Source organism: Azotobacter tropicalis (assembly GCF_059739045.1).
In genome coordinates, this window is sequence record NZ_AP046060.1 from 220828 (window position 1) to 241847 (window position 21020).

18 protein-coding genes and 6 pseudogenes are annotated in these 21020 nt (G+C 63.2%); 19 read left to right on the forward strand and 5 right to left on the reverse strand.

All coding sequences use genetic code 11. The annotated features are described in order from the left end of the window. Window positions 1-60: 60 nt before the first annotated feature. From Atro_RS23065 to traV, 14 genes and pseudogenes are all read left to right on the forward strand, one after another. Window positions 61-825, forward strand: a complete 765-nt coding sequence (locus Atro_RS23065) for an SDR family NAD(P)-dependent oxidoreductase (protein ID WP_497927780.1) — start codon at window positions 61-63, stop codon at window positions 823-825. A gap of 36 nt (window positions 826-861) precedes the next feature. Next, complete coding sequence (locus Atro_RS23070) at window positions 862-1164, forward strand: putative quinol monooxygenase (RefSeq protein WP_165892784.1); 303 nt, start codon at window positions 862-864, stop codon at window positions 1162-1164. Between the two features lie 29 nt (window positions 1165-1193). Beyond that, the gene (locus Atro_RS23075; RefSeq protein WP_497927781.1) at window positions 1194-2033 is read left to right on the forward strand and encodes an oxidoreductase; all 840 of its coding nucleotides are present in this window, start codon (window positions 1194-1196) and stop codon (window positions 2031-2033) included. Between the two features lie 63 nt (window positions 2034-2096). Then, a pseudogene (gene budC, locus Atro_RS23080) lies at window positions 2097-2863 on the forward strand (meso-2,3-butanediol dehydrogenase). Window positions 2864-3040: 177 nt separating this feature from the next. Then, complete coding sequence (locus Atro_RS23085) at window positions 3041-3211, forward strand: hypothetical protein (protein ID WP_497927782.1); 171 nt, start codon at window positions 3041-3043, stop codon at window positions 3209-3211. A 25-nt stretch (window positions 3212-3236) separates the two neighbouring features. Then, on the forward strand, window positions 3237-3485 hold the full coding sequence (locus Atro_RS23090) for an Atu4866 domain-containing protein (RefSeq protein ID WP_497927783.1): 249 nt from the start codon (window positions 3237-3239) through the stop codon (window positions 3483-3485). Window positions 3486-3612: 127 nt separating this feature from the next. Continuing rightward, entirely contained in the window at window positions 3613-4530 is a 918-nt protein-coding gene (locus Atro_RS23095) for an AraC family transcriptional regulator (protein WP_497927784.1), read from the forward strand. Window positions 4531-4547: 17 nt separating this feature from the next. Further along, a pseudogene (locus tag Atro_RS23100) lies at window positions 4548-5424 on the forward strand (transposase); the annotation flags it as partial. A 379-nt stretch (window positions 5425-5803) separates the two neighbouring features. After that, window positions 5804-6595, forward strand: coding sequence for a DsbA family protein (locus tag Atro_RS23105; RefSeq protein ID WP_497927785.1), 792 nt, complete (start codon window positions 5804-5806; stop codon window positions 6593-6595). After that, window positions 6588-6878, forward strand: coding sequence for a type IV conjugative transfer system protein TraL (gene traL, locus Atro_RS23110; protein ID WP_497927786.1), 291 nt, complete (start codon window positions 6588-6590; stop codon window positions 6876-6878). The genes Atro_RS23105 and traL overlap by 8 nt, the downstream gene beginning before the upstream one ends. Next, window positions 6878-7510: a TraE/TraK family type IV conjugative transfer system protein gene (locus Atro_RS23115; RefSeq protein WP_497927787.1), complete on the forward strand. Its 633-nt coding sequence runs from the start codon at window positions 6878-6880 to the stop codon at window positions 7508-7510. Before traL ends, Atro_RS23115 begins: the two co-directional genes overlap by 1 nt. Before the next feature lie 168 nt (window positions 7511-7678). Then, a complete protein-coding gene (locus Atro_RS23120; RefSeq protein WP_497927788.1) occupies window positions 7679-8701 on the forward strand; it encodes a TraK domain-containing protein in 1023 nt (340 codons plus the stop codon). A gap of 9 nt (window positions 8702-8710) precedes the next feature. Next, the gene (locus tag Atro_RS23125) at window positions 8711-10042 is read left to right on the forward strand and encodes a TraB/TrbI/VirB10 family type IV secretion system protein (protein ID WP_497927789.1); all 1332 of its coding nucleotides are present in this window, start codon (window positions 8711-8713) and stop codon (window positions 10040-10042) included. A 12-nt stretch (window positions 10043-10054) separates the two neighbouring features. After that, complete coding sequence (gene traV, locus Atro_RS23130) at window positions 10055-10546, forward strand: type IV conjugative transfer system lipoprotein TraV (RefSeq protein ID WP_497927790.1); 492 nt, start codon at window positions 10055-10057, stop codon at window positions 10544-10546. A gap of 741 nt (window positions 10547-11287) precedes the next feature. Here the strand turns inward: traV and Atro_RS23135 are convergent. Then, window positions 11288-12151 (reverse strand): annotated as a pseudogene (locus Atro_RS23135) (PDDEXK nuclease domain-containing protein); the annotation flags it as partial. A gap of 427 nt (window positions 12152-12578) precedes the next feature. After that, window positions 12579-14078, reverse strand: a complete 1500-nt coding sequence (pdxR, locus tag Atro_RS23140; RefSeq protein ID WP_497927791.1) for a MocR-like pyridoxine biosynthesis transcription factor PdxR — start codon at window positions 14076-14078, stop codon at window positions 12579-12581. A gap of 124 nt (window positions 14079-14202) precedes the next feature. Here pdxR and Atro_RS23145 point away from each other — a divergent pair. Further along, window positions 14203-15407, forward strand: a pseudogene (locus Atro_RS23145) (NAD(P)/FAD-dependent oxidoreductase). A 247-nt stretch (window positions 15408-15654) separates the two neighbouring features. Continuing rightward, a pseudogene (locus Atro_RS23150) lies at window positions 15655-17024 on the forward strand (transposase). Here the strand turns inward: Atro_RS23150 and Atro_RS23155 are convergent. Then, window positions 17014-17274 carry a hypothetical protein gene (locus Atro_RS23155; protein WP_497927792.1) on the reverse strand — a complete coding sequence of 87 codons (261 nt, stop codon included), beginning with the start codon at window positions 17272-17274 and terminating at the stop codon, window positions 17014-17016. The pseudogene Atro_RS23150 and the gene Atro_RS23155 overlap by 11 nt on opposite strands. A gap of 7 nt (window positions 17275-17281) precedes the next feature. Then, window positions 17282-17779, reverse strand: a complete 498-nt coding sequence (locus tag Atro_RS23160; RefSeq protein WP_497927793.1) for an RES family NAD+ phosphorylase — start codon at window positions 17777-17779, stop codon at window positions 17282-17284. A 138-nt stretch (window positions 17780-17917) separates the two neighbouring features. On the opposite strand from Atro_RS23160, the pseudogene Atro_RS23165 reads away from it, so the two are divergent. Continuing rightward, window positions 17918-19092: pseudogene (locus tag Atro_RS23165) on the forward strand (RNA-guided endonuclease InsQ/TnpB family protein). Window positions 19093-19128: 36 nt separating this feature from the next. Here the strand turns inward: Atro_RS23165 and Atro_RS23170 are convergent. Further along, entirely contained in the window at window positions 19129-19536 is a 408-nt protein-coding gene (locus Atro_RS23170) for an Xre family toxin-antitoxin system antitoxin (RefSeq protein ID WP_497927794.1), read from the reverse strand. Between the two features lie 305 nt (window positions 19537-19841). Here Atro_RS23170 and traA point away from each other — a divergent pair, with 305 nt between their 5' ends. Further along, window positions 19842-20189, forward strand: a complete 348-nt coding sequence (traA, locus tag Atro_RS23175; RefSeq protein ID WP_497927795.1) for a TraA family conjugative transfer protein — start codon at window positions 19842-19844, stop codon at window positions 20187-20189. 218 nt (window positions 20190-20407) lie between these two features. Beyond that, a complete protein-coding gene (locus tag Atro_RS23180) occupies window positions 20408-21016 on the forward strand; it encodes a DsbC family protein (RefSeq protein ID WP_497927796.1) in 609 nt (202 codons plus the stop codon). Window positions 21017-21020: the final 4 nt, after the last annotated feature.

Consider the following 21020-nt stretch of genomic DNA (forward strand, 5'->3'; position numbering starts at 1 on the left):
AGCGCCCTCGGGCACAGGGCCAGCGAATGTCTCGTCTGGCTCGCACAGGAGGAGACCACCATGACTGATATCAAGCACAGCATTCCCCAAGAAGTCGAAGGCAAAGTCGCGCTGGTCACCGGCGCTGCCAGCGGTATCGGCAAGGCCATTGCCCTGTTGCTGCATGCGCGCGGCGCGAAGGTCGTCGCCGAAGACCTGAACCCGGCGGTCGAGGCGCTCTCGCGCCCCGGGCTGGTGCCACTGGTAGCCAACATTACCGAGGACGGCGCCGCCGAGCGTGCGGTGGGCCTGGCTGTCGAGCAGTTCGGCCGGCTGGACATTCTGGTCAACAACGCCGGGATCATCATCAACAAGCTGGTCATCGACATGACCCGCGAGGATTGGGAGCGCATCCAGGCGGTCAACGCCACCGCTGCCTTCCTGCATTCGCGCGAAGCGGTCAAGGCGATGATGCCCAACAAGTCCGGAGCCATCGTTAACATCGCCTCCTACGCGTCCTACTTTGCCTTTCCGACCATCGCCGCCTACACCGCGTCCAAGGGCGCGCTGGCCCAGCTGACCCGCACGCTGGCGCTCGAGGCCATCGAGCATGGGATTCGCGTGAACGCCATCGGCGTCGGTGACGTGGTCACCAACATCCTCAACGACGTGGTCGACGACGGCCCGGGCTTTCTCGCCCAGCACGGCGAAGCTGCACCCATCGGCCGTGCTGCGCAGCCGGAGGAAATTGCCGAAATTGTCGCCTTTCTCGCTTCGGACCGCGCGAGCTTCATGGTCGGCTCGGTCGTCATGGCCGATGGCGGCATGACCGTCACCGCCGGCTGATCGACCCATCACTCAGACAGGAGCCCCCTCATGAGCATGCTGACCAATGTGGCTTTCTTCACTGCACGCCCAGGGCAAGGCGATGCCCTTGGCCAGCGTCTGCTGGCGCTGGTCGGGCCCACCCGGCAGGAGCCTGGCTGTGTCCGTTACGACATCTACCGGGCAAGCGACTCGGCCGAGCGCTGGTTCGTTTATGAGGACTGGCGCTCGCCCGCCGACTTCGACGGGCACATGCAGACGCCCTACGTGCAGGCCTTCATGAAAGACCTCGACGCGCTCTGCAGCGAAGCCCCCGATATCCGCACCTTCAAGCGTCGCTCCGGAGCGGCTGAGCGCTGAACCTGACCCATTCACAGGAGGACCACCTCATGAGCAAGCAGAACACCTGGCTGGTAACCGGCTGCTCCACCGGTTTCGGCCGCTACATCGCAGCCCATCTGCTCGAACGCGGCGAGCGCGTTGTCGTCACCGCACGTAAGACTGAGCAGGTGCAGGATCTCGCCAAGCTCGGCCAAGCCCTGGTGCTGCCGTTGGATGTCACCGATGCCGAGCAGACCAAGGCCGTAGTAGCCGAAGCCGAGCGTGCGTTCGGCTCGGTGGATGTGCTGGTCAACAACGCCGGCATCGGCTACTTCGCCGCGGTCGAGGAGACTGACCCGCAAGCGGCGCGCCACCTGTTCGAGGTCAACTTCTTCGGTACCACCAACATGGTCCACGCGGTGCTGCCTGGCATGCGCCAGCGGCGCCGGGGCATGATCGTCAACCTGACATCCATCGGCGGCCTCGCCGGCTTTCCCGCGGTGGGCTACTACTGCGCGAGCAAGTTCGCCGTCGAGGGGCTGTCGGAAACCCTGCGCGCCGAGGTCGGGCCGCTGGGCATCGGCGTCATGACGGTAGAGCCCAGCGCGTTTCGCACCGAATGGGCGGGCTCGGCGGACGAGGTGCCGGAGCCGATCGAGGACTACGATGCCACCGCCGGAGAGGCGCGTCGTGCCTATCACGCCTCGGTCGGCAAGCAAGTGGGCGACCCGGCCCGTGCCGCCGCGGCGATTCACACAGCGGTCACCGCAGCCCAGCCACCGCAGCGCCTGCTGCTTGGCAACAGGGCCTTCGATGTGGCGATGAGCAAGCTCTCGGCCATGCAGATTGAGTTTCGCGCCTGGGAAGCCACCGCTCGCGGGGTCGACTTTCCCGAAACCCAAGATTGATAGACCGGTCGGCGGCTCGCCGCGCGGGCTGCCGTCCGACAGAGATATCTGGAAGATCGCATTATGACTGACTATCAGAACAAGGTCGCACTTATCACGGGCGGTGGTTCCGGTATCGGCGCCGCAGCCGCCCACCGGCTCCTGCACGAGGGCGGATCGGTCGTTGTTGCCGGGCGCAACCGGCCCGGTTGGACGCCTTCGTGGCCGGCCTGCCGGCCAACCGCGTGTTGGCTCACGCTGCGGACGCTTCGCAGCGCGATGCCTGCAATGAACTGGTGCGTCTGACGATCGAGCGCTTCGGGCGTCTTGACACGCTGGTCAACGCGGCCGGCATGAACCTGGTCGTCACCCTCGACGAGACCTCGGACCAGGACTGGAGAGCGTGTATGGGCGCGGACCTAGACAGCGTGTTCTTCCTGTCACGCGGGGCAATGTCACACCTGAAGAAGACGCGCGGTTCGATCGTCAATGTCGGCTCGGTGTCGTCGCTCGGCGGCGGCTGGCCCCATACCGCATACTGCGCCGCCAAGGCTGCGGTCGCCAACCTTACGCGCAGCATCGCCTGCGACTACGGACGCGACGGCGTGCGCGCCAACACCGTCTGCCCGGGGCTGACCATCACCGGGATGACCAAGGCGATCGTGGAAGACGAGGCGCTGCTGGCCAAGGCCTGGGAGCACATCCCGCTGCGCCGTGCCGGCACGCCCGACGAGGTGGCGGATGCCATCTATTTCCTGGCCAGCGACCAGGCAGCCTTCATCACCGGTACGACGCTGGCAGTCGACGGTGGACAGACCGCGACCGACAGCGGTCCCGAGTGGGGTAAGTGAGCCGTGTCAGCCGACAGGGAGGTCGGCACCGCCGCGCAGGATTAGGCAAACCCGCGGCACTTTCGACGTAACGGACGAACCGCCCATCTCCCTAACCTGAACTCACGAAACGGATGACATCGATCTGGCCCGAAAAGGCCATCCCGAACCCGCTATTCGACTTGTGAGGAAATCAACATGAAAAACTTCAGCCACCTGTTGATCGGCTGTATGAGCGCCTTCATCGTTTCCGCCGCCAGCCTGTCACCGGTCGGCGCGTCCTGCGCCGAGGAGGGTGCCGAGCGCACTCCGGACTTTCGTGTCGCCGAAGACGGTTCTGACTGCACCGCGATTGGACGCCCCGGCTGATCGCCCTGTTCATGGAGAGCCGCATATGCAAAGCTGTCAGATCACCGCCGGCAGTCACCCCTATGTCGGCATGTGGGTCACCGCCGATGAGCACATTCGCCACGAGCTGTTGCCCAATGGTCGGCGTGCAGTAGCCGCAAGAGCGCCTATCCAGGGGCTCTATGAAATAGAGGTCGACTACATTCGGTACTGGAACGACACCGGCTTCATCGCCGACAGGGGGTTTCGTGACGGCATCCTGTATCACGCCGGCATGGTGCTGTACCGCCGCTGAATGCCCCGACTCGGCAGAGACCCGGCCCCACGCTGGCCGGGCTTTTTTCGTCTCTGTTTGCAGCGGCGGGCTGCATGGCAACTGCCGTCTCTTTTGCTAATCTCCGACCACCAGCGAGGGTCTCCACATGGATGCGAACAACGCTCCCAACCTTCAGGACACCGCTGCCTACCGGGCCGAGTTGGCGCGGATATTGATGCAGCGAATACCAGCCCCTGGCACCTACGAAACGGCTATCGCGCCGCTGCATGTCATCCGTTGCGACGCACCGTCAGAGCCCGTTCACGGCATGCACCGGCCGGCGCTCTGCCTGATCGTTCAGGGGCGCAAGGAGGTAGGGCTGTGGGACGAGCGGTACCTTTACGACCCGCTCAACTACCTGGTGGTGTCGGTGACGCTGCCGGTCTCCGGGCGGGTGATCGAGGCGAGTCCGGACGCGCCCTATCTGTGCATTCGCCTGGACCTCGACCCGGCGGAGATCGCCCAGCTGATCGCTGATGCGCCACCTGCTGGCGTTCCGGGCGAGCCGACGCGGGGCCTGTTCCTCGACCGGATCGACGCACCGCTGCTTGAGACCATGCTGCGGCTGGTGCGCCTGCTCGATACGCCGCGTGACATTGGCATGCTCGCGCCGCTGGCTTTGCGTGAGCTCTATTACCGACTGCTGCGCAGTGGCGAGGGCCGTCGGCTCTACGAGATCGCGCTCAGCAACACGCAGACGCACCGTGTGACGCGGGCGATCGACTGGCTGAACCGGCACTATGCCAAGCCACTGCGGATCGAGGAGCTCGCTCGCCTGGCCAACCTCAGCACCTCCACGCTGCACCACCGGTTCAAGGCTGTCACCGCGATGAGCCCGCTGCAGTACCAGAAGCAGCTGCGCCTACAGGAGGCGCGTCGGCTGATGATCAATGAAGGGCTCGACGTTTCGAGCGCCTGCTATCGCGTCGGCTACGAAAGCCCATCGCAGTTCAGCCGCGAGTACAGCCGCCAGTTCGGGTGCCCGCCGTCAAAGGATGTGAACCGGATGCGCCACATCGCTTAATGTACTGGTAGCGTAAGATTGACCCGGAATTGATGGTTCGCATGCTAGTCATCGGCTACTGCTATGGCATCCGTTCCGAGCGGCGATTGTGCGAAGAGGTGCATCTAAACCTGGCCTATCGCTGGTTCTGCCGGCTGGGTCTGGAAGACGCAGTACCCAATCACTCGACCTTCTCGAAGAATCGCCACGGCCGTTTCCGTGACAGTGATCTGTTCCGCTGGTTGTTCAATGAGGTGCTGCGGCGCTGCATGGCGGCCGGCCTGCTCAAGGGTGAAGGTTTCGCCGTCGACGCCAGCATCATCAAGGCGGATGCCAGCCGGCAACGTGGGATAGCGGGAGATGAGGTCAATTGGGCTGGCCTGGATGGTCGAAGAGAAGGACATCGAGCCGCACGTGCCAGTGTGGGACAAGACCGAGCGCAAGGACGACAGCCTCTCCAGTAACGACTTCTACTGGAATCAGGAGGCCAATGAATACCGCTGCCCAGCCGGCAAACCGCTACGCAGTGAATGGCGCGCCTTCACCCGGAAAAGATCGCGGGTGACCAAGGCCAACACCATCATCTACCGCTCCAGCCAAACCGATTGCGCTACCTGTCCGTTAAAAGCGAAGTGCTGCCCCAACACGCCGAATCGGAAGATCGTCCGCAGCATCCATGAGGCTGCCCGCGACGTGGCCCGACGCATCGCCAAAACACCGGAATACCTCGTCTCTCGCTGCGAGCGAAAGAAGGTGGAGATGCTTTTCGCCCACCTCAAACGGATCATGAAACTCGATCGCTTACGACTGCGTGGACTGACAGGTGCCACTGACGAATTCACCTTGGCGGCGATGGTGCAGAACTTGCGCCGCATGGCCAAGCTTTTGCCTCAAGGGCCACCGCTTACGGGATAGGTACGTCTGCTGCGAGCAGAAACCCTCGGATTAACCCTCAAACCAGAGCAAGGACGCTCAGTGAAATACCGAAAGGCAACTTGAAGTGACTTGCAGCCACTTCGACAGCAGGCACACCTGAACGGCTGGCTGCCGCTGAACCTACTTTTTCAACAGAATCGGCCACAAGCGGCGAATTCGATCCAATAGCCAAGCATTGGAATGATTCTTTATTTCCAGGCGAGACTACTTCAGCAGGATTAGGCCTGCTCAGGATGAGACTTTATTGCCATCCAACATTTAAAGGGGCCTTTCAAGCCAGAAAATGGCGTGAAATGGCCGCACAGGCACGAATCGGCTTTTCACAATGGGGCAACTTCCTCCACACAGGTTGCCCCACATGTCCTCCACCTCCATTCGCTCAACGCTGCTCACCACCGGGCTCGCCACCGCCCTGGTGGTGGGCGGTTTCTATCACTTCAAGCTCGTCGGCCAATACCAAGCAGAAATCGCCGACCTGAAAAACCAGCTGGAAATGCTTACTCCGGCAGGCATCGACACCACGGCGATGACGGAGCTCATCGGCAATCTGAAGCTCGTCCCATCCGGGGAGGCGGGGAATACGGGTAATGCCATGCCCGACAACTGGATCTACGGGGCGGCCACGGCCCGCTACACGCTGGTCGAAATGACCGATACCGAATGCCCCTACTGCCGCGAGCACTTCCCGATCCTCAAGGGGCTGATCGACAGCTCGGGCGGACACATCAACGCGGCGCTGCTGCATGTGCCGGCCCACGGCGAGGCTTCGCGCAATCAGGCGCTGGCCATCGAATGCGCCGGCGAGCAGGGCGGCTCGGAAGCGGCGTGGAAGTACGCCGAAAGGGTCTTCCAGAGCACGCCGTCCAACGGCAAGGGCGTGTCCGGCTCGCTCACCGGCCTGGCCACCGCCCTCGGCCTCGACGGCAAGCGCTTCGCCAGCTGCCTTGACTCCGTCGAGGCCGTCGACCGCGTGAAGGCCGACCTGGATCAGGCCCTCACGCTCGGCATCACGCAAACGCCGTCCACCCTGGTGGTGGACAACGAAACCGGCCAGTCGCTGGTGCTGCAGGGCGCACATGCCAGCCGCGACGGAATACTGCAGGCCCTGGAAGGGCTATCGGGCCAGCGCCAGGGGGCCAACCATGAGTAACGACGGCGTGAAGATTCCCGCGTACATCGACGAGCCGCCCTACGTGCTGTTCTGGCGCATCGACGAGGTGATGCCGATCGGCATCGCCATGGTCGCCGGCGTGCTGATCGCGCAGCTGATGGTCTGCCTGGTCATCGGCTTCGCGCTGGCGCGTTTCTACCGGCGCTATTGCGACAACCGCCCGGATGGCTATCTGCTGCACGCCCTGTACTGGCACCTGGGCGCGATTTCCGGAAAGAACGCCAGGAGCATGCCCAATGCCTACGAACGGGAGTTCATCTGATGCTGGCCAGGAACCTTAAGGACAGTTTCGACACCTTGCGCGGCGAGGCCAAATTCCTGCGCATGGTCGTGCTGGGGCTGATCGTGGCCAACCTGTTCGTCTCCTGCGTGGCGATCAGTCGGGACCAGGTGGTCACCGTGGTGCCGCCGACGCTGGCCGAGCAGTCGTGGGTCAGCAAGACCAAGGCCGGGGAGGAGTACACCGAGGCCTGGGCCATGTACGTCGCCATGCTGCTGGGCAACGTCACCCCCTCGAACGCCACCGTGGTCAAGGAAGCGCTCGGCCCCATACTTGATTCGGGCATCTATCAGGACGTGATGGAGGTGCTGGACCATCAGATCTTCCTGATCCGCCAGGACCGGGTCTCGCTGGGCTTCGAGCCGCAGAAGGTGCTGCGCGATAACGCCAATCCCAACAAGTTCTTCGTCGTCGGCCGCTCGGTCAGCGAGGGCCCGATCGGGGACAAGAAGCGCCAATCCCGCACCTACGAGATGGAGTTGGTGATCCGCAACTACCGGCCGCTGCTGAGCTGGCTCAATACCTATTCGGGGGAGGCCCGCAGCCAGGATGTGATCGACCGGGAGACCAAGATGAACGAGCGGATGGACAAGCTGCACAACAAGACGGAATAGGTCTGTGCCGTATCGGCGCAGAACGGCAGTGAGGGCCAGCCTTCCTTTGGAATGGCTGGCCCTCTTCGTTTTTTGGGGGCCTTTCGAGCCAGAAAATCGCCGGAAAAGGCCGCACAGAAACAGATCGACTTTTCAGAATGGAGGCATCCGAGAACAGAGGTTGCCCCCATGCGTCCCACTCCATCTGCCCGACCTTCCCGCTCCGCCCAATGCTTTCGGCCTGCTGCCCTCCTGCTGGCCATCGCGGCGGCCACCAGCCATGCCGCGGATGATGTCAGCATCCCCGGTCTGAACCTGCCGATGGCGGCCAGCGAGCTGGCGCCGGCCGTCGAGGCCCAGGTCGAACCGGCGCAAACCGAGCGGAAAAGCTCCGCCCGGCTGGCCGCCGCCGAGCTTCCCGCGGTCCCGGCGCAGGTCGTGGCCAAGCCGCCGGCGGCCCCCGTGCCGGTCGAGACTCGCCAGGAGGTCCTGGTGTCGCCCGGCGCCAACACCCTCATCCCGATCAGCAGAGGCCAGATCAACCGGCTGGTGACCCCCTTCGAGCGGCCGATCATCCAGACGGTCAGCGGGGCGGACATCACGGCGAGCGGCAACGCCCTCTACGTCACGCCGCACACCGACCAGCCGATCACCATGTTCGTGACGCCGGAGGACGACGAGTCGATCGCCCTGTCCCTGACCCTGCTGCCGCAGACGATGCCGCCGATCCAGGCGAACCTGATCCTCGCGCAGAACGGGCCGGGCGGCTGGAAAGGCCAGGCTGTGCAGACCGGCGCCCGCACGAGCACGGAAGAGGCGAGCAAGTGGGAGCGCAGCCAGCCCTACATGGACACCCTCCGCGGCATCCTGCGCGACATGGCGCTGGGCACCCTGCCGCCCGGCTACAGCTTCGGGGCATTGCCCTCGGGCGCCTCGATCCCGGCCTGTGCCCAACCGGGGCTGAAGTTCGATTTCAGCAAATCGCAGCTGGTCACCGGCCACGATTTCCGCATCTTCGTGGTCGTCGCGCAGAACCTCTCGAGCCGGACCCTGGAGTTCGATCACGGCGCCTGCACCCACCCCTACCGGGCGGCGGTGAGCAGCTGGCCCCACGAGATCCTGGAGCCGGGCCAGAAGACGGAAGTGTTCCTGGTCACCCGGGTTCCCGTGGATCGCCCGGATCGTTCTTCCCGTCCGAGCCTGCTGCAGTAAGGAGCCCCCATGCAGAATCTCCAGAGCCTATACGAAAACCTCACGCCGACGGCCAAACGAACCCTAGCCATCGGCGGCACGGTGGCGGTCGTCGGCACCCTCGTGGCCGTCGCCATGAGTGCCGCCAATCCGGACAGCAGTGCGCGCAGCGCCCCGAGCAAACCCAAGGTGGAGGCGATCCTGACCGACGACGACCCGCGTTCGATGGGCCTCGATGCCCTGGTCACCCAGATCCAGAACCTGCAGAAAAGCCAGTACCGGATGGAGCAGGCGATGGGGCTGCGCGAGAAGGAAAAACAGGACGATCGGACCCAGCAGCATGTCAACGAGCTGGAAAAGGAGCTGAAAGAACTGCGCAATGCGCTGGCGCAACTGGAACGGCAGCGCGAGGCGTCCGAGGCATCCGGCGAGGAGGTTTCGCCGGGAACCCCCCTGGCGGACGAGAGCTACGAGCCGGCAAGAAGAAGACCCTTCGTTTCCCGGGCGACCAGCTCGCCGGCCGAGCTGAGCCAGGTGTACGCCAACATGCCGGCGCAAACGCCCGTCGCGGTTCCCGGCCAGCCCGGTTCGGGCGAAGCCGCCGCCCCGAAGATCCGCACCATCCGCAGCGGCGCGAACGCCAAGGACGCGGGCAAGGACAAGCTGCCCAAGGCGGTGACGGTCAGCCTGCCGGCCGGCGCCATCCTGTCGGGGGTGCTGGTCACCGGCATGGACGCGCCGACGGGCAGCAAGGCCCAGAAAGACCCCTATCCCAGCCTGGTGCGGATCAAGAGCGAGGCGATCCTGCCCAACCGTGCCCGCGCCGATTTCCGCGAGTGCTTCCTGATCGCCGCCGGCTGGGGCGAGCGCAGCTCGGAGCGGGCCTACATGCGCGCGGAGCGGTTGTCGTGCGTGCGCAACGACGGGGCCGTCCTCGAGACCACCCTGGATGCCTACGTGACCGGCGAGGACGGCAAGGCTGGCATCCGCGGGCGTCTGGTCAGCAAGCAGGGCCAGTTGCTCTCCCGCGCGCTGCTGGCCGGGTTCGCCGAAGGGATTTCTTCCGCCTTCGATGTCCGCCAGGTGCCCTCGATCAGTGTCACCCGCGGCGGCGATGGCGACTCGGGCAAGGTGTCCAGCCCCGTCTACGAGCAGGCGCTCGATGCCAATGCGATGCAGGGGGCCGCGGTGCGCGGCGTCGGTAGCGCCCTGGAGCGCCTGGCCGATTACTACATGGACATGGCCGAGGAAATGTTTCCGGTGATCGAGATCGATGCCATGCGCGAAGTGAACTTCATCGTCAAGAAAGGCCTGTCGGCCCAATTCGACGAAAGCTCCCTGAAACTCAGTTCGGTTAAGTGAGGAGAATTCAAAATGACCCAGAAAATTTTCGTCCTGCTGGCGCTGGTCGGCGCGATCACCGGCTGTTCCAGCCTCAAGATCGGCGAGGAGGAGTACAGCTGCAAGGGCATGCCCGAAGGCGCCACCTGCATGTCCGCCAGGGAGGTGTATGCGGCCACCGACGGCGGTGCCTACAAGACGGTGCTGCGCCAGGAGCAGGACAAGGGCACGGCGAAGAAAGGCAAGGACAAGGAGAAGGAGGGCAAGGAGAGCGAGCCGGAAACCCGCGTGTTGTTCGCCGAGGGCGCCGACAACACGCCGCTGCCGATGCGCGTGCGCAGCCCGCTGCCGATCCGCAGCCAGGCGGTGGTCATGCGCATCGCCGTTGACCCCTGGGAGGACGACAATGGGGATCTGTACGTGCCAGGGTTCGTCTATACCGAGATCGAGCCGCGGCGCTGGGAGATCGGCACGCGCAATCCCCAGGTGATTCCGTCGCTGCGGCCGTTGACCGTCCAGAAGTGAACCCGAAAGCCGTGGAGTCCGAGCACAGCACTTCGCTGTCTCGGTCGGTCGAACTCGGTGCAGGCCTGCGATCACGCCCATGGGCATTTTGCCTGTCCGGCTGGCGAGATCCATGCCTCAAGGTCAGGCAGTGGATCCGGATGCCAACGGCAGACAAACGCTCGACCGTGGCTCGGACATCCATAGCGTTGCGCTCGAAGCCAACGATCCGATCTGCCTGAGTCACCCTGCCACAGTGACGGCATGCCACGGTGACGTGGTGCGCCATCTGGGTACACTGCAGATGGTCATCACTGTGAGCTTTCTGCTTCCATAGCACGCCTTGCCGGCATGTTGTACTCCAGCAGCATCGCCGGCTTCTTCTTTTATCTGCTCTGCCCATACCCACGGTAGTGCCTCTCTAATCTCATCCATGCCACGCCTCTACCCCCTGTAAGCTATCGCCTACAACAGATCGAGCGTTCTCCCAATTTGCTCGAAACGGCTATCGGAGTAGATTGAATCCCACCAAGACGTCGAAGGAACGACGCAGGCTGACCAAGGATGGCAGCCAATGGGACAGTCGCAGGATGCGGCTAATTCATCAGGATGATGAACCCAGGGATGTGGTGTTTACATGAAGCGGCGAGGCTAACCCCCTCGCCGTTTTGTTTTTGTGTGCGCCGGAAAAGCGGCTACCCAGCCCCGCTGCGCTCTTGATGACCACCTGGAAGCCGCATTCCTTCGCGCCTTGAACCGTACCTATTGGTCGCCCTCCGTATCACCCGTCTGTCCCACGCACCGTGTTTCCAATTCTCGCCGGGTCTTGTCCAGTTCCTCGGCCAGCAGTTTTGCATCGGGCAGCACCGTCTGGTACTCGGCGGCCAATACCTTGTTGGGCAGCCCCTCCAGTGCATAGTGGGCTTCGGCCGCGCCTTTCTCGGCACAGAGGACCAAGCCCACTGGCGGGTTCTCGCCGGGTTTCATCCAGTGCTCGCGGGCATAGTTCAGATACATGTGCATCTGGCCGGCATCGGCATAGCTGAACTTGCCGACCTTCAGATCGATGACCAACAGGCATTTGAGCTGGCGGTGGAAGAACAACAGGTCGATACGGAACCAGCTGTCATCGATGCGCAAACGGCGCTGGCGGCCGACGAAGGCGAAGCCGTCGCCCAACTCCAGCAGGAAGTCGGCTAGGTGCTGGATCAGCGCATCTTCCAGGTCGGACTCGGAGTACTCGTCCTTGAAGTTGAGGAACTCCAGGACGAAGGGGTCTTTCAGGGCCTGCTCGGGCGTAATGAGGTCGCCCGGCTCTGCGTGCTCGGCCTTTTGCAACATGGCCACTTTGTTGTGCGACAAGGCGATGCGCTCGTAGAACTGGCTGTTGACCTGCCGGTCGAGTCGGCGCACAGACCAGCCGCAGCGCAGCGCCTCGGTTTCGTAGAAGGCGCGAGCCTGCGGGTTCTTGACCGAGAGGAGGCGGACGTAGCCTGACCAGGTTAGAGGAAACGCTTTGGCCAAGAGAGCGAGGTCGAAAGATTTTCGAGACAGTGACTCGGAAATCTCAGTACCGGCGGAACTCCCAGACACTGTCTGCGCAATTGGGGCAGGGCCCAATTGCGCAGACAGCGCGTAGGCCTGCCCTCGACGCCATCCCATGAGCCACCTCCCGCGGTTACCGAACCTCTGCTTTCTGTTCCGCGTGGCTGTCCGATTCCGGTCTGGCTATAACCGCTAGTCAGGACGAAAACGCTCTAACTCAGACATAGCCTTTACGATATGAGCACCTGGGATCCGAAGGCGCGGCCGGAGCGCACTCGCCAGCGCTGGCGGGCGGAAGCCTGGAGGCCATGGTGAACGAGGCGTTGGTCGAGGCGCAGGAGATCCTTCAAGCCGAGGGAGTGCTGGTCGAGCAGGCTGCGTAGGTCAGATGGAAGTGCGGCAGGATGCCATACCTCCAGCGCATATCTTTGAGTGGTGCACGAATAGCTCTGAGACTTCTATGCCTTCCCTGCAGCTTCCCTGCCCTGGCTTCCGGCCGGGGCAGATTTCAATGCCGTAATGTTGTTGCAACGGCTCTGGCGGCCTCCTCTATGGAGCGCTCATCGTAAGGAGCGAACCCCATCACCAGTCCCGGCGCTCGTGTATTCACGCAATAGCGCGCCAGCGGCATGGCATCGATACCTGCTGCCTGCAACCGCGCGAACGCATCGCTCTCGTCCTCGACTTGCAGGGAGCAGGCGATATCCATCCCGGCACGAATTTCTGGCACCGCGATCACCCCCTTCCAGTGACGCTGTGCCGCTTCGGTGAACGCCTCGGCGCGAGAGGCATAGATCTTGCGCATGCGCCGCACATGGCGGTCGAAGTGCCCTTCGTGGATAAAATCGGCCAGCACTGCCTGCGCCAGGCTGTTGGCGTGCCGTGACATCAGCGCCGCCGCGCGGGTGAAGCTTTCCACCAGTTGTGGCGGCAGCACCAGATAGGCCAAGCGGATGGCTGGGAACAGCAGCTTGCTGAAGGTGCCGGCGAGAATTACCGAATGCTCTGCCGCAGGCATCGAACGCAACGCTGGAATAGGCTTGGCGACGAACCGGTACTCGCTGTCGTAGTCATCTTCGAAGATGTAGCTGCCACACTCAGTCGCCCACTGCAGCAAGGCCAGGCGACGTGTCGGCGACAGTTCGCCGCCCAGCGGCGCCTGACGCGACGGAGTGACATAGGCCAAGCGGGCATCGGGGGCTAGGCGAATGCCCTTTTCCACCTGTAGACCGTCCTGGTCCACCGGCACATCCACGCGACGCACACCGGAAGCGTCGATTAACTGGCGTGCGCCCGGGTAGCCCGGATCCTCCATCCATACCCGAGCGTTCTCCGGCAGCAGCAGGCGCAGGCACAGATCCAGCCCCTGCTGCACGCTGTTCAGCACCAAAATGCGCTCGGCCGACACCTGTACTCCGCGCGCGATGGACAGGTAACCGGCGATGGCCTCACGCAGCACCGGCAGGCCGCCTGGGTCCGAGTCGAGCAGCATCGAGACGCGTGAGGCGCGCAATTGCTGGATATGCAGCTTGCGCCACAGATCAATAGGAAATGCCTGGATATCCCCTCGATGGGGGAAGAACGGCCGCAGCCCCGGCGTCATCCTGCTCCGGGTGAAGACCGGGGTGATGGCATTCAGGCGCTCTACCCAGGGTGTCGCCGGCGTCTCTCGTGGTGCCTCCGCCTTGGGCACCACCTTGCGCCGCACGTAACCGGCATTGAGCGTGGGATCCGGCAGCATCTCGCTGACCCGTGTGCCACTGCCGGTACGCGCTTCCAGGTAGCCCTCTGACAGCAACTGCTGATAGGCCGCCTGCACGGTGCCTCGTGCCACCTTGTGGTGCTCGGCCAGCAGTCGCGTGCTGGGCAGCTTGCTGCCGGCCGGCAGACGGCCGCCGAGGATGGCGCTACGCAGCGACTCGTACAGCCAGCGCTGCAGGCTGGTACCGGGTTCAGGTGTTCCTAGCGGCAGAAAGATCACCAGCGGCGGCGTTTTTTCGGGTGGCATACGTACCTCAAAAGTGGACCAATAATTTCTAGCAAGAATGGATCAATACCCTGATCCAAGTTAGAGACAGAATCGCTTCCGTAGTCAGTCAATAGCCTCTTTCTTCTCTACGGGAGTCAAACCCATGAAACAACAGATCCTGATCATCGGGCCGGCTTCGGCGGCATGTGGAGCGCCCTCAGTGCCGTTCGCCTGCTGGACCAGCACCAGCGTCTTGACGTCGCTGTTACCGTACTGGCACCCCAGGCTGAGCTGCGCGTTCGCCCGCGCTTCTACGAAGCCGACCTCTCCACCACCGTTGCCCAGTTGGGCCCGTTGTTCGAGGCCGTGGGTGTGAACTTCGTTCGGGGCAGCGCCACCCGCATCGACGCAGCGGCCAAGCGGGTGATCTACCGAGACGCCTCCGGCAGCCAGGCTGAACTGGACTACGATCGCCTGATTCTCGCCTCCGGCAGCCAGGTTTCCCGCCCACCGCTGGCCGGCATCGATCGTTTCACCTTCGACGTCGACAGCCTGGAGTCCGCCCAGAAGCTGGAGGCCCATCTGCAGAGCCTGAATCAACAGCCGGACAGCCTGGCCCGCAATACCGTGGTGGTGGTCGGCGGCGGTTTCACCGGCATCGAGACCGCCACCGAAATGCCTGCCCGCCTGCGTGCGATTCTGGGCGACAAGGCGGACATCCAGGTAATCGTCGTGGATCTCGGCAAGCAGGTCGGCGGCGCCATGGGGCAGGAAAGCGCCGGAGTGATCGCCGAAGCCAGCGAAAGCCTGGGCGTCACCTGGAAGCTGGGCAGTCCGGTATCCGTGGTGGATGAACGCGGCGTGGTACTCGATAGCGGCGAGCGCATCGAGGCCAGCACGGTGATCTGGGCCGTTGGTGTGCAGGCTTCGCCGCTGACTCAGCAAATCGCCGGCGAGCTCGACCTGCGCGGCCGCCTGCATGTCGAGCGCAACCTCAAGGTACTCGGCCATGACGCCATCTATGCTGCCGGCGACACGGCCTACGCGGTGGTGGACGATCATGGCAACCACGCCTTGATGACCTGTCAGCACGCCATCGCCCTGGGCCGCTCGGCCGGCAACAACGCGGTGGCGGATCTGCTCGGCATCGAGCCGATCCCCTACAGCCAGCCCAAGTACGTCACCTGCCTGGATTTGGGCGGCTGGGGCGCGGTATTCACCGAGGGCTGGGAACGCAAGGTGGTGCTGACCGGTGAGGAAGGCAAGCAGCTCAAGATTCAGATCAACACCCAGTGGATCTACCCGCCGGTAGCCGATCGAGAAATGGCCCTAGCTGCGGCCGATCCCCTGATCCCCGTGGTGGCTTGAGCCGTCTCACGCACAGACTCGGGCCAGTTTCCTTCTTCTGCAAAGCGTTGGACCGTTCGACGAGCCCTGGATCAAGCGCGACCTACACCCTGAGTAGAGCGAGGGGACGTGCGCACTGACGAGGTGCCGCCGCGTCGCCAAGCGATCCGCTGCAACAGGCGGAAACCGGCCGATTCTGTTGAAAAACTAGCTACCCCGGCAGACAGCAGCCAGACTCCTCGTGTCGGCAAGCGAGAGGGCACGCAGCATGATGGGGCAGCTGTCGAGTGGGCAGGAGCGGCTGTTTTACGCGCTCAACCTGGAAGAGTACGTCCCCGGCCAGCACCTCCTGCGCCGTATCGATCGCTGTCTGAATTTCGGCGATCTGCGCCACTACCTCAAGGATTTCTACAGCCCTGTCGGGCGTCCTCGATCGATCCCGAATTGATGATCCGCATGCTGGTCGTCGGCTATTGCTACGGCATTCGCTCCGAGCGGCGGTTGTGCGAAGAGGTCCATTTGAACCTGGCCTATCGCTGGTTCTGCCGCTTGGGGCTGGAAGACGAAGTACCCAATCACTCGACGTTTTCCAAGAACCGGCATGGCCGCTTTCGGGCCAGCGGCCTGTTTCGCTGGCTGTTCAATGAAGTGGTACGTCGCTGCATGACCGCCGGCCTGGTCAAGGGTGAAGGCTTTGCCGTGGATGCCAGCATCATCAAGGCGGACGCAAGCCGGCAGCGTGGCGTCGCCGGGGATGAAGCGATCAACTGGGGCGACCCGGCACTCAGCACGCGCGCCGTGCGTGAGTACCTCAAGGCGCTCGATGACGAAGCGCTGGCGGAAGCGCTACCCAAGCGCTTGTCGCTGACCGACCCTCTGGCCCGCTGGACAGCGGCTCCAGGCGGTCCGGCGTTCTTCGCCTATTCCACGAACTACCTGATCGACACCGAGCACGGCGTGATCCTGGATGTGGAAGCCACGCCTGCTCATCGTACTGCCGAGGTCGAGTCGACCAAGACCATGGTGGAGCGTGTCGAAGAGCGGTTCGCTATCACACCGGAACGTCTGATCGGCGACACCGCCTATGGGACAGCGCCCATGCTGGCCTGGATGGTAGAAAAGGACCTCGAACCGCATGTGCCGGTGTGGGACAAAACCGAACGCCAGAACGACACCTTCTCAAGCAATGATTTCCACTGGAATGAAGAGGTAGGGGAATACCGCTGCCCGGCCGGACGCCCCCTGCGTAGCGAGTGGCGGGCCTTCAAGCGTCAGCGCTCCCACGTCACCAAGGCCAACACGGTGATCTACCGATCCAGCCAGGCTGCCTGCACAACCTGCCCGCTGAAGTCACGGTGTTGCCCGAATACGCCGATGCGCAAGATCGTCCGCAGCGTTCATGAAGCCGCCCGGGACGTGGCTCGGCGCATCGCCAGCACAGCGGCATACCAACGCTCTCGCTGCGAACGTAAAAAGGTCGAGATGCTCTTCGCCCATCTCAAGCGGATCCTGAAAGTCGATCGCCTGCGGCTACGTGGACTGACTGGCGCAACCGATGAGTTCACACTCGCCGCAGCGGTACAAAATCTGCGGCGGTTGGCCAAGTTGATCCCTCAGGGGCCAGCGGTCACGGGATAGATATGCCTGTTTGGGGCAGAAACCCTCCAAATACCCCCAAAACTCGGGCCTGAAAGCTCAGCAGAACATCAAAAGACCATTGAAAGTGATGGACCAGCCCTTCGTTGGCAAACGTGAAGGCCGGCGTGCCTACTGTAAAACCGACTTTTTCAACAGAATCGGTTGAAACTCGCCAGCCACACATGACTGTGGATTTTGGCCCAGCAGGCTGCAATCTCTTTGAATGGCCGAGGAACACGGCGATTTTCAATTTTGGCTCAGCGGACGGGAGGATTGAGACGGGTATCGAGGGCAAAACGCTCCTGCAGGACTGGCTCGTACAGCCCTTCCGCCAGCGCGGGATTCATCACGATGTTCCAGCTGTAGCGGGATACGGTCGAGGGGATCAGGACGAAGGGGTGTTGCGCCAGCAACTCATCGCCGAACCGTTGTTGATCAAGGCTGGGCGTGCCGGGAATCAGCCAGTTGGGGTTTGGCACCTCCTCGGGGTCGACCCGATAGATCCGGGAGGGGTCGAGTAGGCGCGCGGCCGTAAGCACATGCGGCACCGTGTCGAGTGCCCGGAAGCCCTTGTGTACCGCCACCTCGAGGATCGCCGTCGAAGGATCGGTGGACGCATATACCGCCCTGACGCCTTTCGAGTTCCAGCGGCCACCGCCCAATTCGGCCCCGATGCCGCTGTTCCAGCTGTCCGCATGCTCTTTTCTGTCCAGCCGCCAGAGGTAGGCCTCCCCGCTCCAGGGTACTGCCGCCATCAGCAAAAATCCGCGAGAACCCTCGCCCATTCGGGCGGGGAGGAAAGCGGGGCGTGCACGGCACGCCTGAGGGACGCAAGGGTTGACGGAGCCGTTGGGCTGAATACTATATATTTATCCAGCTTTCTGGTGTGATTCATGCTGAAGGCCACCAAGGTACGCCTCTACCCGACCACCGAACAGGCGGAGTTTCTCCATCGCCAGTTCGGTGCCGTGCGGTTCGTGTACAACAGCGCTCTTCTCATCCTGTCCCACCGCTACAAGCACCACGGCCAGTCCCTGAGTGCCAGGCACGACATCAAGAAGCTGCTGCCGGTCGCCAAGACCTCCCGGAAGTACGGCTGGCTGAAAGAGGCGGATTCGATGGCGCTCCAACAGGCGTGCCTCAACCTCGACAAGGCCTTCCAGAACTTCTTCAACCCCAGGCTCAAGGCCCGGTATCCGCGCTTCAAGAGCAAACGCGGCAAGCAGTCCAGCTATCACTGCGTGGGGGTGAAGGTCGTGACGACTGGATCAAGGTGCCCAAGCTGGGGCCGATCAAGGCGCGGATTCATCGGCCCCAGGGCGGCAAGCTGAAAAGCATCACGCTGACCCGCACCGTTACCGGCCAGTACTACGCTTCCCTCCTGGTTGATACCGGTGAGGCAGCCCCGGCGCCGCTGACGACGCTCGACGCAGGCAAGGTGCTGGGTCTCGATGTGGGCCTGACCCACCTGCTGATCGACTCCAACGGTGCCAAGATCGACAACCCGCGCTTTCTCAGGCGTGCCAGGGCGAACCTTCGGCGCAAGCAGAAGGCGCTGTCGCGCTGCCGGAAGGGCAGTGCCAATCGGGCGAAAGCCCGCCTCAAGCTGGCCAAGGCCCATGAGCGCGTGGCCAACGCCAGAAATGACTTCCAGCACAAGCTGTCTCACACGATTGTTGGCGACAACCAAGCGGTGATCGTCGAGACCCTGCAAGTCAAGAACATGCTGAAAAACGGCAAGCTGGCCAAACACATTGCCGATGCCGCATGGCACTCTCTGCTGATCAAGCTGGAGTACAAGGCCAAGGTGCAGGGCAGACACCTGGCCAGGATCGACCCGTGGTTCGCCAGCTCGAAGACCTGCCACGTATGCGGCTACAAGGCAGAGTCGATGCCGCTGGGTGTCCGTGCATGGCAGTGTGCCGATTGTGGCACCCCTCATGACCGTGACATCAATGCTGCCCTGAACATCAAGCGACAAGGCATTTTGAAGTTGAAGGCGGAAGGACTGTCCGTCTCTGCCCATCGAGGCTTGCATAAATCCGGTGTGTCGCCGGTTGCAGCCTGAGAAGTGGGAAGCCTCGCCCGATAGGGCGGGGAGCAGTCACGAGTAGACCCCGTACTGCAGACGGGTCAGAAAGTCCTCGACCAGCTCGAAGCCGACCTGGGTCGTGAGCAGGTCGATGGGCGCACGCCCCTCGAGGCCCATGGCCGGCGTCACCATCCACTTCGCGGCCTCCTGGCGATCGCCCAACACCTCTTCCGCCTTGCTCAGCACCTCGGCAAAGCACCAGGCACGGCTGCTTTGCTCGGCCGACAGCGGCTCGGGGTGCTTGATGCGCCGCTGGAAGGTTCGCTCCGACATGCCGATCACCTTGGCGAAGACCTGCCGGTCCTTGAGCAGGCCGACGCTCTGCATGAGGGCGATCACCGTCTCCGAGGGAAAACCCTTCTCGATCAGCTCGTGGAGTTCGAACGCTGTGCGGGCCTTTGGCGGTTTGCTGCCGAACAACAGCTGCAGCGGCCTGGTCGGGTCCTGGGCCTGGCGGGGCCGGCTTGCTTCGGGGTAGCCATCGTTGTGTCGCCTCCACGTTACGCCATTTGGCAAAATTATACCGCCAAATGGCGTAAGGCGTGATGCCAAGTGGACACCTCAATTCCGCTACCGCCCGAGGCACTAAAAAAGTTTGGAAAAACCCCCGTTTTTCCTAATTTCCGGCAAAAAAGTGGCTCGATAGCGCCGCACAAGCCCCCTCGAACTCTGAAAAATCACTCCCCAGCGCAGTCACGCGCTTCCCACCTCAGGAGTGAAAAACCATGCAAGCCATCAACAAATCCCATGTTCAAGCCATCTCCCTCGTTGCTCTGATGATCGCTGCCGGCGCCGTCATGGCCGGTACCGGATCGACCACCTTCGACAGCGTCTGGACCACCATCACCGACTGGATGCAAGGCACCCTCGGCCGCGTACTGGTCGGCATGATGATCCTCACCGGCATCGGCGCCGGCGTTCTGCGTCAGTCTTTGATGTCCTTCGTCGTCGGCGTGGGCGGCGGTGTGGGCCTGTACGCCGCGCCGGACATCATCGAGTCGATCATGACCGCCACCGTCCCGGCCTCCGTCAAGGCTGCCGAAGCCCTGCTGGCGCTGCCCGTCGGCATGTAAGCCAGCGCTTTTTTTCGCCTCCCTTTCAGGCCATAAAATCGCCGGAAAAGGGGCTTTTTTTTGTCCCGACTTTATAGCCTGAGGGGACTTCCTCAGGAGATAACCCCCATGCGTCAACCTCTCTGTTCCGCCGCTTTTCTTTCCCTCTGCTCCTCGCCGGAGCCGCTTTCGCCCAGCCTTCCCAGCCCTCCTGGATCGACTCCGACAGCCTCGTCCTGTTGCCCGCCACGGCCGTCTTCGCCATCGAGAAGAACGGCAAGTTCGCCGTCATGACCGACACCGGCCGCTTCATCATCCAGGGCTCCGTCTACGACGTGTGGGCCCAGAAGGAGCTGAAGACCCTGGCGGACGTTCGCCATGCGGTCCGGTACGTGCCCGTCGACAAGACCCACCTGGGCTTCGGCGATCTGGCGCCGCTGCGCATCGGGCACGGCGACAAGGCCGTCACCCTGTTCGCCGATCCGGCCTGCACCTACTGCAAGGAGCTCATGCAGGAGGCGCGCACCGGCCTGCCCGAGGGCTACCGCCTGGATGTGCTGATGCTGCCGATCCTGACCCCGCGCAGCGCCCGCCGCACTCAGGAGCTGCACTGCGCCGAGGATCCGGCGGCGGCCTGGCAGGCAACGGTGGCCGGCGATCTGGATACGCCCCTGGCGCAGAAGCCCGACGGGGCGTGCGATCTGGAGGTGATCGGCAAGCGCCGCCTCACCGCCCAGTTTCTCGGTGCCCGCAACGTTCCCTACCTCATCCGCGACGACGGCCTGACCCGCGAGGGCAAGCCGGCCGAAGGCCTGCGCGCCTGGATCGAAGCCCGTTCGTCGAACTGAAGGA